18 protein-coding genes are annotated in these 18,664 nt (G+C 66.1%); 2 read left to right on the forward strand and 16 right to left on the reverse strand.

Annotation, left to right across the window (positions count from 1 at the left end; translation table 11 throughout):
- Window positions 1–15 precede the first annotated feature (15 nt).
- From edd to FA702_RS22675, 5 genes are all read right to left on the reverse strand, one after another.
- Window positions 16–1,836, reverse strand: coding sequence for a phosphogluconate dehydratase (gene edd, locus FA702_RS02365; RefSeq protein ID WP_210417613.1), 1,821 nt, complete (start codon window positions 1,834–1,836; stop codon window positions 16–18).
- Window positions 1,836–2,462, reverse strand: a complete 627-nt coding sequence (locus tag FA702_RS02370) for a 6-phosphogluconolactonase (RefSeq protein WP_136954858.1) — start codon at window positions 2,460–2,462, stop codon at window positions 1,836–1,838. Before FA702_RS02370 ends, edd begins: the two co-directional genes overlap by 1 nt.
- Complete coding sequence (gene zwf / locus FA702_RS02375) at window positions 2,455–3,894, reverse strand: glucose-6-phosphate dehydrogenase (RefSeq protein WP_136954859.1); 1,440 nt, start codon at window positions 3,892–3,894, stop codon at window positions 2,455–2,457. Before zwf ends, FA702_RS02370 begins: the two co-directional genes overlap by 8 nt.
- Window positions 3,895–4,002: 108 nt before the next feature.
- Window positions 4,003–5,640, reverse strand: a complete 1,638-nt coding sequence (locus FA702_RS02380) for an alpha-amylase family glycosyl hydrolase (RefSeq protein ID WP_370385493.1) — start codon at window positions 5,638–5,640, stop codon at window positions 4,003–4,005.
- Between the two features lie 47 nt (window positions 5,641–5,687).
- A complete protein-coding gene (locus FA702_RS22675) occupies window positions 5,688–5,825 on the reverse strand; it encodes a hypothetical protein (RefSeq protein WP_168195979.1) in 138 nt (45 codons plus the stop codon).
- Between the two features lie 72 nt (window positions 5,826–5,897).
- Here FA702_RS22675 and FA702_RS02385 point away from each other — a divergent pair, with 72 nt between their 5' ends.
- On the forward strand, window positions 5,898–6,647 hold the full coding sequence (locus FA702_RS02385) for a response regulator transcription factor (RefSeq protein ID WP_255504682.1): 750 nt from the start codon (window positions 5,898–5,900) through the stop codon (window positions 6,645–6,647).
- Window position 6,648: 1 nt separating this feature from the next.
- Complete coding sequence (locus FA702_RS02390) at window positions 6,649–7,956, forward strand: HAMP domain-containing sensor histidine kinase (RefSeq protein WP_136954861.1); 1,308 nt, start codon at window positions 6,649–6,651, stop codon at window positions 7,954–7,956.
- 7 nt (window positions 7,957–7,963) lie between these two features.
- Here the strand turns inward: FA702_RS02390 and FA702_RS02395 are convergent, their stop codons facing one another.
- The 11 genes from FA702_RS02395 to FA702_RS02445 form a co-directional block, all read right to left on the reverse strand.
- Window positions 7,964–8,575, reverse strand: coding sequence for a hypothetical protein (locus FA702_RS02395; protein WP_136954862.1), 612 nt, complete (start codon window positions 8,573–8,575; stop codon window positions 7,964–7,966).
- Between the two features lie 28 nt (window positions 8,576–8,603).
- Complete coding sequence (locus tag FA702_RS02400; protein ID WP_136954863.1) at window positions 8,604–9,611, reverse strand: alcohol dehydrogenase catalytic domain-containing protein; 1,008 nt, start codon at window positions 9,609–9,611, stop codon at window positions 8,604–8,606.
- A 15-nt stretch (window positions 9,612–9,626) separates the two neighbouring features.
- A complete protein-coding gene (locus FA702_RS02405) occupies window positions 9,627–10,391 on the reverse strand; it encodes an SDR family NAD(P)-dependent oxidoreductase (RefSeq protein WP_136954864.1) in 765 nt (254 codons plus the stop codon).
- Window positions 10,379–11,287, reverse strand: coding sequence for an MBL fold metallo-hydrolase (locus FA702_RS02410; RefSeq protein WP_136954865.1), 909 nt, complete (start codon window positions 11,285–11,287; stop codon window positions 10,379–10,381). Before FA702_RS02410 ends, FA702_RS02405 begins: the two co-directional genes overlap by 13 nt.
- On the reverse strand, window positions 11,284–12,123 hold the full coding sequence (locus FA702_RS02415) for an SDR family NAD(P)-dependent oxidoreductase (protein ID WP_136954866.1): 840 nt from the start codon (window positions 12,121–12,123) through the stop codon (window positions 11,284–11,286). Before FA702_RS02415 ends, FA702_RS02410 begins: the two co-directional genes overlap by 4 nt.
- A 28-nt stretch (window positions 12,124–12,151) precedes the next feature.
- On the reverse strand, window positions 12,152–13,222 hold the full coding sequence (locus FA702_RS02420) for an aromatic ring-hydroxylating dioxygenase subunit alpha (protein ID WP_136954867.1): 1,071 nt from the start codon (window positions 13,220–13,222) through the stop codon (window positions 12,152–12,154).
- Window positions 13,223–13,359: 137 nt separating this feature from the next.
- Window positions 13,360–13,893 (reverse strand): 2,4'-dihydroxyacetophenone dioxygenase family protein, encoded by a 534-nt coding sequence (locus tag FA702_RS02425; protein ID WP_136954868.1) that lies wholly within the window; start codon window positions 13,891–13,893, stop codon window positions 13,360–13,362.
- 14 nt (window positions 13,894–13,907) lie between these two features.
- The gene (locus FA702_RS02430) at window positions 13,908–14,444 is read right to left on the reverse strand and encodes a 2,4'-dihydroxyacetophenone dioxygenase family protein (RefSeq protein WP_125955490.1); all 537 of its coding nucleotides are present in this window, start codon (window positions 14,442–14,444) and stop codon (window positions 13,908–13,910) included.
- 15 nt (window positions 14,445–14,459) lie between these two features.
- Complete coding sequence (locus FA702_RS02435) at window positions 14,460–14,993, reverse strand: 2,4'-dihydroxyacetophenone dioxygenase family protein (protein WP_124807410.1); 534 nt, start codon at window positions 14,991–14,993, stop codon at window positions 14,460–14,462.
- Window positions 14,994–15,053: 60 nt separating this feature from the next.
- Complete coding sequence (locus tag FA702_RS02440; protein WP_136954869.1) at window positions 15,054–17,579, reverse strand: TonB-dependent receptor; 2,526 nt, start codon at window positions 17,577–17,579, stop codon at window positions 15,054–15,056.
- A gap of 149 nt (window positions 17,580–17,728) precedes the next feature.
- On the reverse strand, window positions 17,729–18,661 hold the full coding sequence (locus FA702_RS02445; RefSeq protein ID WP_136954870.1) for a helix-turn-helix domain-containing protein: 933 nt from the start codon (window positions 18,659–18,661) through the stop codon (window positions 17,729–17,731).
- Between the last annotated feature and the right edge of the window lie 3 nt (window positions 18,662–18,664).

Here is an 18,664-nt window from a genome sequence, read left to right on the forward strand (position 1 = left end):
CCCGGTTTTTACGTGTCAGAGCCCTGCCGCCGCCAGCATCGCCGAACCGCCGCGTTCCGCCGGGTCGGTGTGGTGGCGCATAAGGGCGAAGAGTTCGCGCCCTACGCCAAATGCCTCGTCGGGGGCAATCGCGTGTTCGCGCCCGGCCCATTCGGCGGCATCGACCAGCGCGACGAGTTCGCCGCTGTCCGCGCAGACGCGTACCACATCGCCATCGCGCAGCTTGGCCAGCGCCCCGCCGAGCTTGGCCTCGGGCGAGACGTGGATCGCCGCCGGCACCTTGCCGGAAGCGCCCGACATGCGCCCGTCGGTGACCAGCGCCACCTTGAAGCCGCGATCCTGCAACACGCCGAGCGGGGGCGTGAGCTTGTGAAGTTCGGGCATGCCATTGGCGGCCGGTCCCTGGAAGCGGACCACCACGACCACGTCGCGTTCCAGTTCGCCCGCCTTGAACGCCGCGATCACCTGGTTCTGGTCATCGAACACCCGGACCGGCGCCTCGATCGTCCAGCGCGCGGGATCGACCGCGCTGACCTTGATCGTGCCGCGCCCAAGGTTGCCTTCTAGCAAGCGCAAGCCGCCTTCGGGCTGGAACGGCGCGGACACCGGGCGGAGCATGGATCCATCGCCGCTCGCCTGCGGTGCGGGGGTCCAGCGCAGCGTTTCGCCGTCCATCACCGGCTCCTGCGCGCCTTCGGCCAGCGACTGGCCATAGACGGTGCGGATGTCGGCATGGGCAAGGCCCGATTCCACCAGTTCACGGATCACGTAGGGCATGCCGCCGGCAGCGTGGAAGTAGTTCACGTCGCCCGCGCCGTTGGGATAAACGCTGGCGATCAGCGGCACCACGCGCGAGAGTTCGTCCATGTCGTTCCAGTCGATCTGCACGCCGGCCGCGCGGGCGATGGCGGGCAGGTGGATAACGTGGTTGGTCGAGCCGCCCGTCGCCAGCAGGCCGACGATGGCGTTGACGATCGCCTTTTCATCGACGCAGTGGCCGAGCGGGCGATAGTCGTCACCGTCCCAGCCTATCCCGGCGATGCGGTGGACGGCGGCGCGGGTCAGTTCCTGGCGCAGCTTGGTGCCGGGCAGGACGAAGCTGGAGCCGGGCATGTGCAGCCCCATCATCTCCATCATCATCTGGTTGGAATTGGCGGTGCCATAGAACGTGCAGGTGCCCGCGCCGTGGTAGCTGGCGCTTTCGCTTTCCAGCAGTTCCTCGCGCCCTACCTTGCCTTCGGCATAGAGCTGGCGGATGCGCACCTTCTCCTTGTTGGCAAGCCCGGTCGGCATCGGCCCCGAAGGCACCAGCATCATCGGCAGATGCCCGAAGCGGAGCGCGCCGATCAGCAGGCCCGGCACGATCTTGTCGCAGATGCCCAGCAGCAGCGCGGATTCGAACATGCCGTGGCTGAGCGCGACGGACGTGGACAGGGCAATGGTATCGCGGCTGAACAGCGACAGCTCCATCGAATCCTGCCCCTGCGTCACCCCGTCGCACATCGCCGGCACGCCGCCCGCTACTTGCGCCGTCGCGCCTACCTCGCGCGCGAACAGCTTGATCTGTTCGGGATAGCGGCCATAGGGCTGGTGCGCCGAAAGCATATCGTTGTAGGCGGTGACGATGCCGATGTTCATCGCCTTGCCCGTGCGGATGGTGGCCTTGTCGTCGCCGCTGGCCGCAAAGCCGTGGGCAAGGTTGCCGCACGACAGGATCGGGCGGCTCACGCCTTGTTCGCGCGCGCGGTCGATCAGGTCGAGATAGCGGCGGCGGCTGTCGCGCGAACGTTCGATGATACGGTCGGTGACCTTGGCGACGATCGGGTTCAGGGTCATCATGCGCTCCAGTAGATCGTGACCGGCGGGCCGAAGCCGCGCAGGAAATCGGAAACGGGATAAGTGTCCGCCCCGTCCAGCACCCGCTGGACGAGCTGTTTTTTCGTCGCGCCGGTGATGACCAGGATGATCTCGGCCGTGGCCTTGAGCGCGCGGCGGTTGAGCGAGAGGCGCGGAAACGGCGCTTCGGACGGCAGCGGCACCGGCTCGGTTGCGATCACCGCTGGTCCGGGCCGGACCAGCGCGTGCATGTGCGGGAACAGCGAGGCGACGTGGCCGTCCTCGCCCATGCCCAGCCAGACCAGATCGAACGGCGCGACGGCAGCGCCTTCGACCAACCGCTCCACGGTCACGCCGCTATCGCCCAGCGCGGCAACGAGCTTGCCGTAATTCGACGCCGGATGGTCATCGGGCACCTGCCGGTCGTCGGTGAGGCAAAGTGTGACGCCGGACCAGTCGAGCGCGCGGTCTGCCAGCAGCGCGAACACCTTTACCGGGGTGGAACCGCCCGGCACCGCGATCCGCTTCGGCCCCGGCTTCGCCAGTTCCGCCGCGATGCGATCGGCCACGGCGGCGGCATCGCCGGGCTCCGCCCAGCGCACCTCGGCGGGGCGCGGGTCAATCATTCCAGCTTCGCCCGTCGCGTTCGGTCAGCGCGATTGCCGCGTTCGGCCCCCAGCTTCCGGCGGAATAACCTTTCACTTCCATGCTTTCGGTGGCCCAGACCTTGCGGATGCCATCGACCCAGCGCCACTGCGCCTCCACCTCGTCACGCCGCACGAACAGCGTCTGCTGGCCTTCGATCAGATCGAGCAGCAGGCGTTCGTAAGCGATGCGGCGGCGGGCCTTGGCAAAGGCGGTGGTCAGCGAGAGATCGAGATTGACCTCGCGCAGCACGATGCCCCCACGGTCCAGCCCCGGTTCCTTGGCCATGACCTGCAGCCGCACGTATTCTTCGGGCTGAAGGCGGATGACGAGCCGGTTGGCGCGCAGCCGGCTGCCGAAGATGTTGTGCGGCACCTGCTTGAACTCGACGACAATTTCCGAGCGCCGTTCGCCCAGCCGCTTGCCGGTACGCAGGTAGAACGGCACGCCCTGCCAGCGCCAGTTCTCCACATGCGCCTTGATCGCCACGAACGTCTCGGTCTCCGAAGGCTGGCCCAGATCGTCCTCGTACCCCTTGACGCTCTCCCCCTTCACCGCGCCGGCGCGATACTGGCCGCGCACCATCTCGTCGGCCTTCACCGGGCGCAGCGCGCGCAGCACCTTCACCTTTTCGTCGCGGATCGCGGTCGCGTCGAAATCGACGGGCGGTTCCATCGCGGTCAGCGCCAGCAGTTGCAGCATGTGGTTCTGCACCATGTCGCGCAGGGCGCCGGTATCGTCGTAAAACCCCTTGCGCCCTTCTAGCCCCACCGTCTCGCTGACGGTGATCTGGATGTGGTCGATCCCCGCGCTATTCCACAGCGGCTCGAACATCATGTTGGCGAAGCGCAGCGCCATCAGGTTCTGAACGGTTTCCTTGCCCAGATAGTGATCGATGCGGAATATCTGGTTTTCGGCAAAGGCGGCGGCGACGGCATCGTTGATGCGGTTGCTGGACGCAAGGTCGTTGCCGAGCGGCTTTTCCAGGCCGATGCGCACGCCCTCGTGCGCCAGGCCGGCACTTTTCAGCCCGGCAATGGTCGGTTCGAACAGTGCCGGCGCGGTCGAGAGGAAGATCGAGAGGCCGCACGAGGTATCGCCCAGCTTCTTCGCCAGTCCGGCAAAGCCGCTGATGTCGGACGCATCGAGCGTCTGGTATTCCAGCCGTTCGAGGAAGCTCGCCAGCTTGGTCTCGTCTTTGCGGTCGGCGGGCAGGAATTCGTCGAGCGCGGCTTTGGCGAAATCGCGAAAATCGGCGTCATCGTGTTCGGACCGGGCGGTGCCGACAATGCGCAGGCCGGGTTCGATCAGCCCGTCCTCGTGCAGCGCATAGAGCGAGGGCAGCAGCATCCGGCGCGAAAGATCGCCGGTGGCCCCGAACAACAGCAGGGCGGAACAGCTTGCCTCAGCCATCGGATGCTTCTCCTTATGGTTTCGTTCCGGACCGGGGCCATCCCCTCGCGGCCCCCGTTAGCCCGGTCATTCCAAACTTGCACAACGCATAAGTATGCGATCGGTGGCCTACTCCTGAAGCGCGACCAGCAATCCGCCATAGCCCGGCAGATCGCCCGCTTCTTCCAGACTGGCGCCGTTGACGCTTGCGAGCACCTGCCCGGCGATGGCCAGCCCTTCGGGCAAGACGACCGGGCGCGCCGAAAGATTGAACAGGCCCGCCACCGCCCGCCCCTCATGCCGGCGCACGAAGGCCAGCAGATCCGCATCCGCATGGATCACCTCGAACGAACCAAGGCGCAGCACGGGCGTAGCCCGCCGCAGGGCCAGCAGGCTGCGCGTCCAATGGAGCAGCGAGCCAGGCTCGGCCTCCTGCACATCGACCGCGCGCGACAGGTTCTCCGCGCTCATCGGCAGCCATGGCGTGCCGGTGGTGAAGCCGCCATTCGGCGCGTCGGCCCGCCACGGCATCGGCGTGCGCACGCCATCGCGCGAGAGCGTCAGCGGCCAGTTGGCGATCGCTTCGGGATCCTGCAGCAGTTCGAACGGAATATCGTCCTGCACCAGCCCCAGTTCCTCGCCCTGATAGAGGATCACGTTCCCGCGCAGGGCCAGCAACAGCATCTTCTTGAGCGGCGCGAAGGCGGCCCGCTCTTCCGGGGCGCACCAGCGCGAGACCGCGCGCGGCGCATCGTGGTTCTCGAAGGCCCAGCTCGGCCAGCCCTCGCCCGGCGCGCCGGTCCACTTCGCCAGCGTATCGCGGATCAGCGCGGGCGTCAGGCTTTCGGCATAGAGGAAATCGAAGCCATAGGCGCTGTTCAGGCGGTGCGCGCCGGCGGTGTATTCCTTCATCTCGACCTCGGCGCGCGCGCCGCCCACCTCGGCCACCGTGAAGATCGCGTCGTAGCGGTCGCACAGCTTGCGGATGCGTTCCACGAACAGCGCGACATCGGGGTGCGACTGGCTGAACACCTTCTCCTGAAAGTCGAACGGCCGCGTGCGGATGCGCCCGTCGTCCTCCGCCGGCGGATTGTCCCGCAATTGCGGGTCGAACATCGAATGGTTGAGCGCGTCGAGCCGGAACCCGTCGACCCCACGATCCAGCCAGAACTTCGCGGCTTCCAGCAGCGCGTCCTGCACCACCGGGTTGTGGACGTTGAGCTGCGGCTGTTCGCGCAGGAAGGTGTGCATGTAATACTGCCGCCGCCGCGCGTCCCAGGTCCATGCCGGGCCACCGAACACCGACTGCCAGTTGTTGGGCGGCGTGCCATCGGGCTTCGGATCGCGCCAGACGTACCAGTCCGCCTTGTCGCCATCGCGGCCCTGCCGGCTCTGCGCGAACCACGGATGCAAATCGGAGGTATGGGCATAGACCTGGTCGATCGTGACTTTCAGCCCCAGTTCGTGCGCGCGCGCCACTAGCGCATCGAAATCGGCAAGCGTGCCGAAGATCGGATCGACATCGCAGTAATCCGCCACGTCATAGCCGAAATCGCGCATCGGCGAGGTGAAGAACGGCGAGATCCAGATGCCGTCGACCCCCAGCTTGGCCACGTGATCGAGCCGCGCCGTGATCCCCGCCAGATCGCCCACCCCATCACCATCGGCATCGGCGAAGCTGCGGGGATAGATCTGGTAGATCACCGCCCCGCGCCACCACGGCGCGGTGACTGGAGCGGACAGGCTGGCGTCACGGCTTGGGGTCATGGGCCTCATTTCGGCAGATTGGCAAAACGGAGCATACCCGATCGCGATCATCCCGCAATGCACACAAACCGCGTCGCCGCCCGACAATTCGTATGCGCGATGCCGATCGACGCCTTGGTGGGATATTTTTGCCGAACACCGGCGAAGGGTTTGCGATCGGGCCGCGTTTCATAGGTGTCGGCCATGAACGGATCATCCGGCGCGTGTTGCGCTGCAACGCCCACCATCGGGATCGCACCCTGAAGCAAGGAGCCACCATGGAACTGCTCCCTATGACATCCTTTCCCACATCCGCCCCTGTCCAGCCCCGCACGGAAGCGCACGTCGTCATCCTGGACGATGATGCCGATCTGCGCGCGTTGATCGGCGATTACCTGGAGAAACAAGGGCTGGGCGTCACGCTCGCGGCGAACGGGCAGCAGCTGCGCGCAACCCTTGCCGCGGGCAAGGTCGATGCGGTCGTGCTCGACCTGATGATGCCGGGCGAGGACGGCCTTTCGATCCTGCGCGATCTGGCGGATCGCCCCGGCGCGCCTTCGGTGCTGATGTTGTCGGCGATGGCGGCGGACATCGACCGGATCGTGGGGCTCGAACTAGGGGCGGACGACTATCTCGCCAAGCCGGTCAACCCGCGCGAACTGCTGGCGCGGCTGCGTGCGGTGCTGCGCCGGCGCGGCACCAGCGTTTCCGCCGATGGCAGCGCCATCACGCGCTTTGCCGGATGGACGCTCGATGCGCAGTACTACACCGTGCGCGATGCGGCCGGCGCCGAAGTCGAACTGACCAGCGGGGAGTTCAAGCTGCTGCATGCGCTGGCCGTGCGCGCCGGGCGGGTCATCAGCCGCGAGGAACTGCTTACCGCGCTCTATGGCGATGAAGGCGAGGCCTTCGACCGGGCGATCGACGTTGCCGTCTCGCGGCTGCGCGCCAAGCTGATGCGGCACGATGGCGATGGCCTGATCCGCACCATTCGCGGCGAAGGCTACCTGTTCGCCGCACGCGGTTGAAATGGCGTTGATGCCGGGCTGGAGCAGCACCAGCCTGACGACCCGGCTCGGCATCGTCATGCTGGCGGCGCTGTTGCTGGCGACGCTCGGCAACTTCATCGTCACCTTTTCCGGGCCGCCGCCCCATCCGCGCCCGATGCCAATCGAGGAGCTGCTGCCGGTTCTGGCAAGGGACCGGCCGCTGTCACGCCTTGCCTCCACCACCCGGATCGAGCGGGGCAAGGCGCAATTCCTGCCACAGCCGGGCGAAGTCCCGGTGCCCGCTGCCGCCGCGCGGATCGACGATCTTCTGCCGGATTGCGACGGGTGCGTGAAGCTTTCGGTCGAACCCGGCGCGATGATCCAGCGCCGCCCCCTCGAAGCACCGCTGGCGATCCGCGAGACCTTCTCGCTGGGCGTGCGCCGCGCGGACGGCACATGGTCCATCGCGCACTACACCCGGCGGCCGTTCATCACCGGCTGGCACTGGGCAACGCTGGCGATGACTCTGGCGTTGGCCGTGCTGCTGGCCGGCGTGTCGTTCCGCCTTGCCCGCAGCATCGTGCAACCGCTCCGCCGCCTGGCGGCCGAGGCCGACCGCGTCGTGAACGAACACGATGGCATCACCATCACCAGTGGCGGGCCGCCCGAAGTCGCACAACTGGCGCAGGCCGTGTCCGCCATGCGCGATCGCCTGGCGGGGCTGGTGGAAAACCGTACCCAGATGCTGGCGGCTATCGCGCATGACATGGCCGCGCCGGTCTCGCGTTTGGAATTCCGCCTCCACCAATTGCCTCCAGAGGCGCGCAACGGCGCCGAACGGGATCTCGCGGAACTGGCCGGCATGATCGGCAGCATCATCGACTATGCCCGGGGGACGGTCGGCAGCCGCAGGCGCGCGGTGGACATGAAGGAACTGTGCGCGAACGCGATCGCCGCCGTCGATCAGGATGAAGGCCGGCTTGCGTTCCGCGCGCCCGATAAAGACTGCACCGTCAACGGCGATCCGATGACGCTGCACCGGCTGATCGCCAACCTTGCGGTCAACGCGCGGCGCTATGCCGGCGGTGGCGAACTGAGCCTCGAAAGCGAACCGGAGAGAGTCGTCGTGCGCATGGCGGACCGCGGGCCGGGCTTTCCGCCCGAGCTTGCCGAAAACCTGTTCGAGCCGTTCTTCCGCGTGGAAGGATCACGCAGCCGCGAAACCGCCGGCACGGGCCTGGGCCTTGCCACCGCGCGCGACGTTGCCAAGGCGCACGGCGGCACGCTGACCGCGGCGAACCGCGCGGGCGGCGGCGCGGAATTCGTGCTGACCCTGCCCCGCGCCTGACGCGGCCTCAGCCCTGCCAGACCCAGTAACGCGGCCCGAACCGCGCTTCGAGCGCGGCAAGCTGTTCGCGGTGGATGGCGCGCACGCGCTCGGGCGTGGTGGCCAGCGAAGGATCGATTTCCTCGATCTTCAGGCTGGTCTTGTCCTCATAGAGATGTTCGCCGGCCAGACGCGCGCCGCCATCATAGGGCCACACGAAGGCCTGCCGGCTCGACACGTGGTAGAGCCCGTCGTCCTGCTCCACCGCATAGCCCAGCGCCTTCAGGTCCGCCCCGCGCGCCAGCTGGTGGAAGGTAATTTCGTCGCAAATGCCCCAGTCGTTGACGGCAAGCCGGTCGTCCGAATGCCACAGCACCGTTTCGCCCACGCTGTTGTAGAAGGCGAGCACGCCCTCCTTGCCTTCGACCACGGCGGGATTGTCGCCCCAACTGACGCGATAGACCGGGTGATCGACCATCATGTCGGGCTTCACGATCTCGTCGTAGAGCCCTGCGCCCTCCAGGTGCACGTGCCGCCAGAAATTGAGCAGGATCGCCTTGTGCAGTGGATCGTCGGTCCGTTCGTAGAGGGCCTGGGTGGGCTTCATGCAGTCGAAGACCGCCTGTTCGATGGCATTCACCGGATACTCTCCCGCAATCTGTTGCGTTTCAGGCCGTCGGGTCGATCAGCACCTTGCACTGGTGGGTGCGCTTGCGCAGCGTCTCGAACACATCGGGCGTGGCGTCGAGCGCAATGGTCTCGGTCACCAGCAGGCGCGGTTCCGCCGCGCCGCTATCGAGCGCATCCAGCGCTGCTTCGTATTCCTGCCGGGTGAAGAAGGCCGACGTCACGAGGCGCACTTCCTTGGACAGCATGGCAAAGCTGTTGAAGGTGTCAGGGCGCGTGCACAAGCCCAGCAGCAGGATCGTACCCCGGCTGCGCACCTGGTCCACCGCCTGCGCGATCAGGCCGGGCACGCCGACGCATTCGAACACCACGTCGGCCTTGCCGCCCAGCGCGCGTTCGGCGCTACCGATCGGATCGGCGGGATCGACTACGAAATCGTGCGCGCCCATCGCCAGCGCGCGATCGCGCTGCCATGCCGCGAGATCCTGCACTACCACGCGCCCCGCGCCATGCCGGCGCGCCCAGAACGCGACGGCAAGCCCGATCGGCCCGGCGCCGAGGATCAGAACCCTGTCACCGATGCGCATCCCGCTCATGGCCAGACCGTGTAGCGCCACGGCCAGCGGCTCGATGATCGCGCCGTCGGCCAGGCTCGCCGTCTTCGGCAGGCGCACGCACTGGTTCGGTCGGGTCAGCGCGTATTCGGCATAGCCTCCACCCTGCAGGCCGAACGCGTCGCACCAGGCGACTTCGCCGGCCAGACAGGATGGGCAACGGCCGCAGCTTTTGAGCGGTACGACCGAGACCAGATCGCCCGTTCCCAGCCCCTCGACGCCTTTGCCCAGCGCCACCACCTCGCCAGCGAACTCGTGCCCCAGCACCGATCCAGCGCCCATGCCATAGGCGGGGTCCTCGGTCATGTGCAGGTCCGAGCCGCAGATGCCGCAGCGGCCCACCCGCACCACGACCTCGCCCTCACCCGGTACGGGGTCGGGCACGGTCTCGATCGCCAGCGGCCGGTGAAGGCCCTGCATCACGGCTGCGCGCATTGGTATGTCGTCCTTCTAGTGCGCGGTCTGGCCGCCATCGATCACAAACGTCGCGCCGTTGATGAAGCTGGCCGCGTCCGAACAGAGATGCAGCACGGTGCCCGCAATCTCCTCCGGCTGCGCGGCGCGGCCGCTGACGTTGCCCGCGAAGAACGCCGCGCGGAATTCGGGACTGTCGGCCCAGTGCTGGGTCATCGGCGTGACGACGAAGCCGGGTGCAATGGCGTTCACACGGATGTCGGAGCGGGCGTAATCGATCGCTGCCGCCTTCGTCAGCCCCACGACCGCGTGCTTCATCGCGACATAGGCCGCCATATTGGGATCGGCGATCAGCCCGCCGACCGATGCGGTGTTGACGATCGCGCCGCCGCCCACTTTCAGGAAGTGCCGGATTTCCGACTGCAGCGCATACCACACGCCCTTGAAATCGACGTCGACGGCCAGCGCCATTTCCTCCGGCGGCACCTCGTGCAGCGGGCGCTGTGGTGGCAGGACGCCGGCATTGTTGAACGCCGCATCCATCCGGCCGAAGCGGTCGACGCAGGCTGCGACGAGCGCCTCTACAGCGGCGGCATCGGTCACATCGGTCGGCACGAAGGCGCCCTCGCCCCCGGCCTGCGCGATCAGCGCCACCGTCTCGCCCGCGCGCTCGTCCTTGTCGCCGATCATCACCCGCGCGCCCTCGCGCGCGAAGGCCAGCGCCGTGGCGCGGCCGATGCCCGTCGCGCCGCCGGTGACGAGCACCGCCTTGCCGGCATAGGTTCCGTTCACTCCTGCCATGCCGGCTGCTCCCCCTTGGCCACTTTCGACGAGTTCCCCAGCAGGAAATCGCCCAGAACGTCGACTGCATCCGGGTAGGCTTTCTGCACCCGCGCGCGCAGATCGGCGCTGTCCTTGCTGGCGGCGACCAGCTTAGGCCAGTCCGCGATGTAGCGTCGGCTGAAGTCCAGCCCGCTGGTATCGTTGGGCAAGCCCGGCTTGCTGTGGCCGGGCACCACCATGTCGGGCTTGAGCGCGGCGAGTTGATCGACCGACCGGCCCCATGCGGCGATGGCGGCGGCGTCGTGCTCGCCGAACCACAGGTACATCTGGTTATAGACGAGATCGCCGGGGAACAGCGCCTTGATCGACGGCACCCACAGGGCGGTGGCATGGACGTGATCGCCCGCCATCGGGCCGATCACCTTCAGCTCCCGGCCCTCCAGCATGATCGTATCGCCATCGAGCGGGGCAGGTGCGGTGGGATGGCGCGGGGCGTTCGCGCCCAGCACCGGCGTCCAGCGCTTGACCTTGAATGGAAGCGACTTCCAGATATCGGCCGTCACCGTGGGATGTGCTACGATCTTCACGTCGGGAAAGGCATCCTTGATCACTTCCATGGCGAAGAAGTGATCGGGATGATCGTGCGTGATGTAGAGCGTGGTCAGGTGCTTGCCGCTGTCGAGCACCATCGCGACGACGCGGTGCGCGTCGGCCAGGGTGAACGGCGCGTCCACCAGCACCGCGTCCTTCTCGCCTTCGATCAGGGCAATGTTGGCATAGAGCGAACCGGCGCTGGTGCGCAGAACCTCGACCGTCAGCGGCTTCTGCGAGGCTTGAGTCTGGGTTTGGGCCTGCGCCGGCGCGCAAGGCAGGGCGATCGCGGCCAGCGACGCGAGCAGGGTCTTGCGGATCATTTGTATTTCCCCAGCATCATGCCGCCATCGATGACGACGTGGCTTCCGGTCATGTAGTCAGAGGCATCGGAGGCGAGCAGCAGCGCCAGCGGCTTGATCTGGTCGGTCTCGGCCAGCTTGCCCAGCGGAACGATCGCGTCCCACGCCTGCCGCGCCACAGGGTCCTTCTTGAGCCAGCCGCCGCCGATATTGGTGACGAACGGCCCCGGCGCGATCGCGTTGATGCGGATACGGAACTCGGCCAGTTCCAGCCCCAGCGCGCGCACCATGTGCAGCACGCCCGCCTTGGCCGGCATGTAGGGCAGGCCGACGATCGGTTCGGTCACCAGGCCCGCGTTCGACGCGGTCGTGATGATCGAACCGCCGGTGCGGCCATTGGCGCGCCCTTCCTTCTTCATGATCCGCACGGCGTTGCTGACCGTGTAGAACACGCCGGAAAGATTGACGGCGATCGACTTGTCCCAGCGCGCCGGATCGTAGGTATCGACCTGGCCATCGGGATTGCGGTGGCCCGCCGGGTTCCAGAAGCCCGCGCCCGCATCGATCCCGGCGTTGGCAAAGCAGATGTCGAGGCCGCCGTAGGCCTTGTCGTGCGCCTCGAACGCGGCGGCGACGGCATCGAAACTGGACACGTCGCAAACATCAGCGCGCGCCTCATACCCCGCTTCGCGCAGGCGCGCCGCCTCGCGCTCGGCGCCCGCGGCATCGATGTCCGCCAGCGTCACCGCCGCGCCGGCTTCGGCCATGGCCTCGGCATAGGCAAGCCCGATGCCGGATGCCGCACCGGTAACCAGCGCGCTTCTGCCCTTGATGTCGAAGCAATCCAGTGTGGCCATGTGGCTCTTCCTTCTCCCGCCGCGCCGTTCAGGCTTCGGCCTGTCTTTCCCGCTCGATCAGCCGCTGCAGCATCCGCCGCGCCCGCACCCCGCCGCCATCGCCATTCAGGATCAGCGGGCGCAGATCCCAGAAATCGCGCTGGCGCATCAGCCGGTGGCTGTCGCGAATGATCGGCATGTCTTCCTGTTCAAAAGCATATTCCAGCGCCGCGCGCATGCCCGCCGCGAACTGCGCGTTTCCCAGAGCGAAATCCCGTGCCGTCGCCCAGAAGTAGTGCGTGGTGTCCGGCGTTTCCGGGGTGAAGGCGTGGATCGAGGGTAGCAGCGTGCAGTGCTCGCGCGGGGTGCCCGGATCGCCAGCGCGAAAATCGAAATAGAGCACGGCCGGGGCATGCCACACTACCTCGCCGTGGAAATCCTGCCTGCGTCCGATCCGTCCGAGCATGCCGCCAATGCCTTCGGACAGGTAGTCGTCGAGCCGCACGTATTCGGCGTGGACGTTTTCGCCATCCTGCCAGAAACGCCGTTCGCCTTCGGTGAAAGCGCTGGCCACCAGCGCGGGGTGGACGAAGTTGGCGTGGCTGAGGTCGAGGATATTGTCGCTGTAAAGCTCGTAGTGCCCTTCGGCCACGGTCGCGCCGCGCACCGCTTCCCAGCGCGGCTCGGTCAGCCAGGCGAAATCGGGAATGCGCGTCGCATCCGCCTTCGCCGGATCGCCCATCCATATCCACAGCAACCCGTGGCGCTCTTCCAGCGGATAGACCGGCAACCGGGCATCGGGCAGCTGACCGCCTGGATGCGGGTTATGGACGCAGTGCCCCTCCCCGTCGAAGCGGAGACCGTGATAGGGGCACATCAGCGCGCCATCGACGACCGTGCCATTGCCCAGCGGCGCGAACCGATGCGGACAGCGTCCGCCGATCGCATGCGCCTTGCCGGCCTGGTCGCGAAAAAGGGCGACCGGTTCCTCGAGAAAGACCCGCGCCATCGGCGCAACGTCCAGATCGGAAGCCCATGCGGCGACGTACCAGCAGTTGCGCAGGTAGGTGCCGCGTGGAGCATCCGAAAGCCTCGGGACCGGTCTGCCCTCTCCCCTCATAACCCGTCGCTCACAGACGATGTTGAAGCGTCGGAAAGCCCATCCCCAATCCCTCCCGCAGGCGGGAGGGGAGCGAGACTTGCCGGACCGCAGGGGCGGCTAGTCGCAGCGGGGTGGGCACCGCACGCATGCCCGCCCTAGAGGTAGAGCTGCTGGTTGATCGGGATGTTGTTCTCCCGGCAATAGGTTTCGTAGTGATTCATGAACCACCACGCGTCGAGCGTTTCCACGTGGTTGCCGTTCTCGTCGAAGAACTCGTTGGCGCCCTGCATGTGGAACAGCGCCTTCATGCCGTTGGGATCGTCGGTGACGAGCGTGTGCGCGGTGCCTGGCGTTTCCGTGATGAACTCGCCAGGGCGGCACACCCAGTCGTATTCAAGATAGCGGAACGATCCTTCGAGCCCCACGGCCCATACCCGTCCGCGATGCTTGTGCGTGCCGATCACGCCCGGTCCCTTGATCCACAGGATGTTGACGTAGATGTTCTCGCGCACGTCGAACGCCAGATGGCGGATCGCGGCGTTGTCGCCGAACGGCACCCACGGGCTTTCCGCCTCGGACGCGCCGACATAGGTGCCCTCGACACCCTTGGCGCGGATCAGGTCACCATAAAGCTCGGGAACTTCGACGATCTTGTATGCGCCGGACGGCGGCGCCTTCATCGTACCCATGACGGTCTTGTCCTTCAGAGATAGAGCTTGGGATTGATGGCCAGGCCGTGCTCGCGGCAGTGGGTCTCGTAGTGGTTGATGAACCACCACACATCGGTGGTATCCACGAACACGCCCTTGTCGTCGTAGAACTCGATCGGTCCCTGCATCCAGCCGAACAGCTTGCACCCTTCCGGATGATCGCTGACCAGCGTGTGGCTTTCCCCCGGCGTTTCGAGGATCAGTCCGCCCGGCGTCGCCACCCAGTCGTATTCCAGATAGCGGACGCTGCCTTCCAGGCAGACCATGGTGATCGTACCGCGATGGAAATGCGTACCGATCACGCCCGGCCCCTTCACCCACAGGATGTTGGAGAACAGGTTCTGGCGCACATCGAAAGCAAGATGCTTGATCGCGGCGTTGTCGCCGAACGGCACCCACGGGCTGTCGACATCGGTCTGTGCGTCGATGTAGCGGCCGCCGGGGCTGAGCCGCTGGACCAGCTCGCGGTGCGCGAACGGAACATCGACGATTTCGGCCTTGGTGGAGGGCGGCGCGGTCATCACGGTCATGGGAAAATCCTCAGCTCAGCGGATCAGGGTATCGACGTAATCCGCGCCGATGCCGTTCGAGGCGTAGTGCGCGCGCGCGGCGGCCATGTAGTCGAACACATCGTAATGCCCGGTGGTGTTGCCTTCCTCGTCCAGCCACATCAGCGGGCCGGAGACGACGAAGAACACCTTCATCGGATCGGGATGGTCATAGCAGACCAGCGTGTGGCTCTCGCCCGGTGTCTCGTAGATGAAATCGCCCGCTGTCGCGGTCCATTCGTGTTCCAGATAGGCCCATTTGCCGCTGATCGTGTAGGCCCAGATCGGGTGCGGGTGATAATGCCGGTTCACGAGCCCGGCCTGCTTCGACATCAGCACGTCGGCCCACATGTTCTTGGCCGGGCTGATCCACACCGGCTTGGAGAACACTGTCTCGCTGATCGGCACCCAGTAGCGTTCATCGCCTTCGGCGATCTTCGGCATGTACACTTCGGGAAGCCCGCCTTCGCGAAAGACCTTGGCGACCGGCTTGATGTCCTTCCAGAATTCGGAATGCGGGGATTCAGGCATGGTGTCCTCGTGGGGTAAGCGCGGGCGGGGGACGTCCCCGCCCGCGCAAGTGTCAGAACGTCAGAACTTCACGCCAAGCCGGGCGTACCATTCGGCCGGACGGTTGTAGGTGCCGTAGATCTGCCCGCCGGCAAGCTGGGCCTGGCCGGTGATGAGCAGGCGCTTGCTGGTCAGGTTGGTGCCGCCGACGGTCAGGTCCCAATTGCCCGAAGGCGCCTTGTAGGTGGCGCTGGCGTTGACCAGCGCGTTGCCGGGCCGCATCAGCAAATAGGTGCCTTCGGTGTCGTTCTTGACCGCGCTGGTGTAGGTCACGTCGCCCAGGAACACGAGCTTGCCGTGATCGCCGAGGTCCGCTTCGTAGCGCGGGCTGATGTTGACCTTCCACTTGGGCGTCTTGGGCAGCGTCGCGCCGGGGACCACGCCCGCCTGCAGCGCCGAAGGCGCCACCTGCGCGCCGGCCAGAACGCTGGTGTAGTAGGCGTCGGTATAGCCGACCGATCCCGTCAGCGTGAACCCGCCGCCCGGAGCCGCCGTCATCTCGATTTCGAAGCCCTTGATGCGTGCATCGCCGGCGTTCTGGATGGTCGGCGAAACGCCCTGCTGGAAGTTGAGCTGGATGCCCTTGTAGTTGGTCAGGAAGGCGGCGGCGTTGATCTGGAGATGGCGGTCAAGCAGTTCCGACTTCACGCCGATTTCCCAGGTCTCCGCCTTTTCCGGCCCGAAGCCCGGCGCATAGGGCAGCGGGTTCGACAGGCGCGTGGTCCAGCCGCCGGTCTTGTAACCGCGCGACCACGAGCCATAGAGCATCACGTCGTCGGTGGCATGGTACTGGATGCCGACCTTGGGCGAGAAGTTGCTGAACGTCTTGTGCTGCACGCCGGCCACGTAATAGCGCAGCGGCTGGCCGGCGTTGGGGAAGCCGTTGGCGATGCGGCACGCGTCGCTGATCGGATTGAGCGAGGCGCAGTTCGGGTTGCCGAACGCCTGCGCCAGCTTGTAGTTCAACCCGTTGGCGTCCGACTGGAAGCCTTCGAAGTCCTTGTTCTCGTGCGTGTAGCGGCCGCCCAGCGTGATCGAGAGCTGTTCGGTCAGCATGTAGTCCAACTGGCCATAGAAGGCGTAATTGCGGGTCGCCAGATTGTTCGGCCCGTCCACCTGGAGCAGGCCTTCGGCGAACGTCACGTAATCGTGCAGATCGCCCGATTCCTTGAAGTAGTACCCGCCCAGCACGTACTTCAACTTCTTGTCCATCGCCGTGCCGGTCAGCTGCAGTTCCTGGCTGAACTGCTTCTGGTTCATCGAGAAGCTGGTATGCAGGAAGTTCAGCGGCGAACCGTCAAGGTCCATGCCGACCTTCCAGTGCAGTTCGCGATAGGCGGTGATCGACTTCAGCGTGGCGTTGTCAGACAGGTCGTATTCCAGCGTCACCGCCGCGCCGCCCTGCTTCAGCTTGTTGAAGTTGTTGCCGTTGGCATAGCTGGTGTCGATGTTGTTGGTGACGAACCGGTTGTCATACGGCAGGCGGTTGTTGTCCGGGTTGGCATCGGTGTTGACGCCGAACAGCGCCGGCAGGTCGAACAGGCTGTTCAGGCCACCGCGCCGCGCCGTGTAGGCGATCGAGGGCGGGCCGCCGATGAAGGAATCGCACGGGCCGGTCGCGCCGCCCACCGTCACCGTCGGGTTGCCCGCGATGGCGCAGTTATAGGTACCGGCGAACACCGCCGGGAACGTGGTGATCACGCGGTTGGCGATCTGCGAGGTATCGGTATTGCTGTAATCGCCGGTCACCGTCGCGCGGAAGGCCCCGTTGGTGTACTTGATCTTGCCGCGCAGATTGTAGGTATTGTCGCCACCCTCGGTGCCGTAGCCGCTGTTGTTGTAGCCGGCGGCTTTCAGCGACGTGATCGGATCGGAGGCATAGGACGACGCGCCCGGATAGGGCATGCGATGCAGGTAGCCACCGCGCCGGTTCACCGCGAAGCTCAGCGACGAGGCAAGGCCTTCCGCGATCGGTACGTCCACCGTGCCCTTCACGTTGATCAGGCTGTAGCTGCCGGTGGTGACGCTGCCCACGAAGCGGAACTGATCGCCCGGATCGTGCGTGACGATGGAGATTGCGCCGCCGATCGTGTTGCGGCCGAACAGCGTGCCCTGCGGGCCTTTCAGCACTTCCACGCGGTCGACGTCGGGCAGATCCTGGTTCGCGCCGACCGAGCGGGCGAGATAGACGCCGTCGAGATAGATGCCGACGCCCGGATCGATGTTGAACGCGAAGTCGTTGGCGCCGATGCCGCGGATATAGGCGGCCAGGACCTGGCTCGACCCCGAGAACGGCGTGCCCGCATCAAGCGTCACGTTCGGGGCAATGTTCGACAGCGAGGCGACGCTGGTCACCGCGCGTTCCTGCAAGGCGCCCGCCGTGAACGCGCTGATCGCGATCGGCACGTCCTGCACGTTTTCCGCGCGCTTCTGCGCGGTGACGACGATCTGCTCGATACCGCCGCTGGATGCCTGTTCATCCGCGGCCATGGCCGGTGTGGCCAGCGCCGTGGCAAGCACGGCAAGTGAAACCGGTGCGAGTTTCATGCTCTTCTCCTCTCCCTAAAGTCCGTTATCTGGTGCTACCGCGCAAAACGCGGACACTGTCGGCAGTGTTCTGTACCCCCTCCCCTGTTCGCCTGCTTGCACTGGTGCGCAGGGCGATCAGGACGGAAACGCAAATCCTTCGGCGCTATTCAGCGCGTTGCCCTCCATTCGCGCGGCGCGACGCCGAAGTGCTGGCGAAAACAGCGCGCGAAATAGGCGCTGTCGTTGAAGCCCAGTTCGAAGGCGATGTCGGTGATGCTGGCATCCGGCGTGGAAACAAGCCGGTCCGCCGCGCGACGCAAGCGGCGTTCGAGAATGTAGGCCGTGGGCGTGGTGCCCATTCCGGCAAACAGGTTCTGGATGGTGCGGACGGAGGTGTTGCACGTCTGCGCCAGCATCACCGTGCGCAGTGCCGGATCGCCCAGGCTGGCTTCGACCACCGACAGCACGCGTTCGCGCAGAACGTGATCGTTGGCGCGATCTTCGGCCGGTCGCTTCGCGCCCCGCATGGCGAGAGCGAAGAGATCGTAGAACACCGAGGTGACGCCGCGCTCCCATTCCGGATCCTGCTGGCTCTGATCGCCAAGCTGCCACAGCGACAGCAGAAAATCGTGGAACACGCGCCCGCCGGGCGTGCCGCCGTGCAGCCTTTGCCGCATCAGGTCGTCAAGCCCCGGAAAGCGTTCAACCAGCGGCGCGCGGGGAAACTCCACCACCAGCAGCTCGTGCCCGGTCAGTTCGATGGAATAGGGCCGGTGTGCCGACCCCAGCACGAAATCGCCAGGCTGGAGCAGGCTTTCCTCGCCGTCCTGCATGTGGCGGCTTTTGCCCCGGCATTGCAGGTGCAGGATCACCCGTTCCTCGGCGCTGTCGATGCCTCGCCGCCCCACGAACGACTGCGTCGAGCGGGGACGGATCATGGCGAGATCGCCGACGGTCCAGCTCCACATCTCCCCCCGGAACTCCTCGCCGGGGGTGTTGACGAACGTGCCGGCGTAGATCCGGTCGACAAGATCGTTCCAGTACCGCAATCGCTGTGTGGGCGCGATGCCCGTTGTCGCGAACTTCTCGATTGCCCCCATCGC

It is taken from the genome of Novosphingobium sp. EMRT-2 (assembly GCF_005145025.1).
Classification (GTDB): domain Bacteria; phylum Pseudomonadota; class Alphaproteobacteria; order Sphingomonadales; family Sphingomonadaceae; genus Novosphingobium.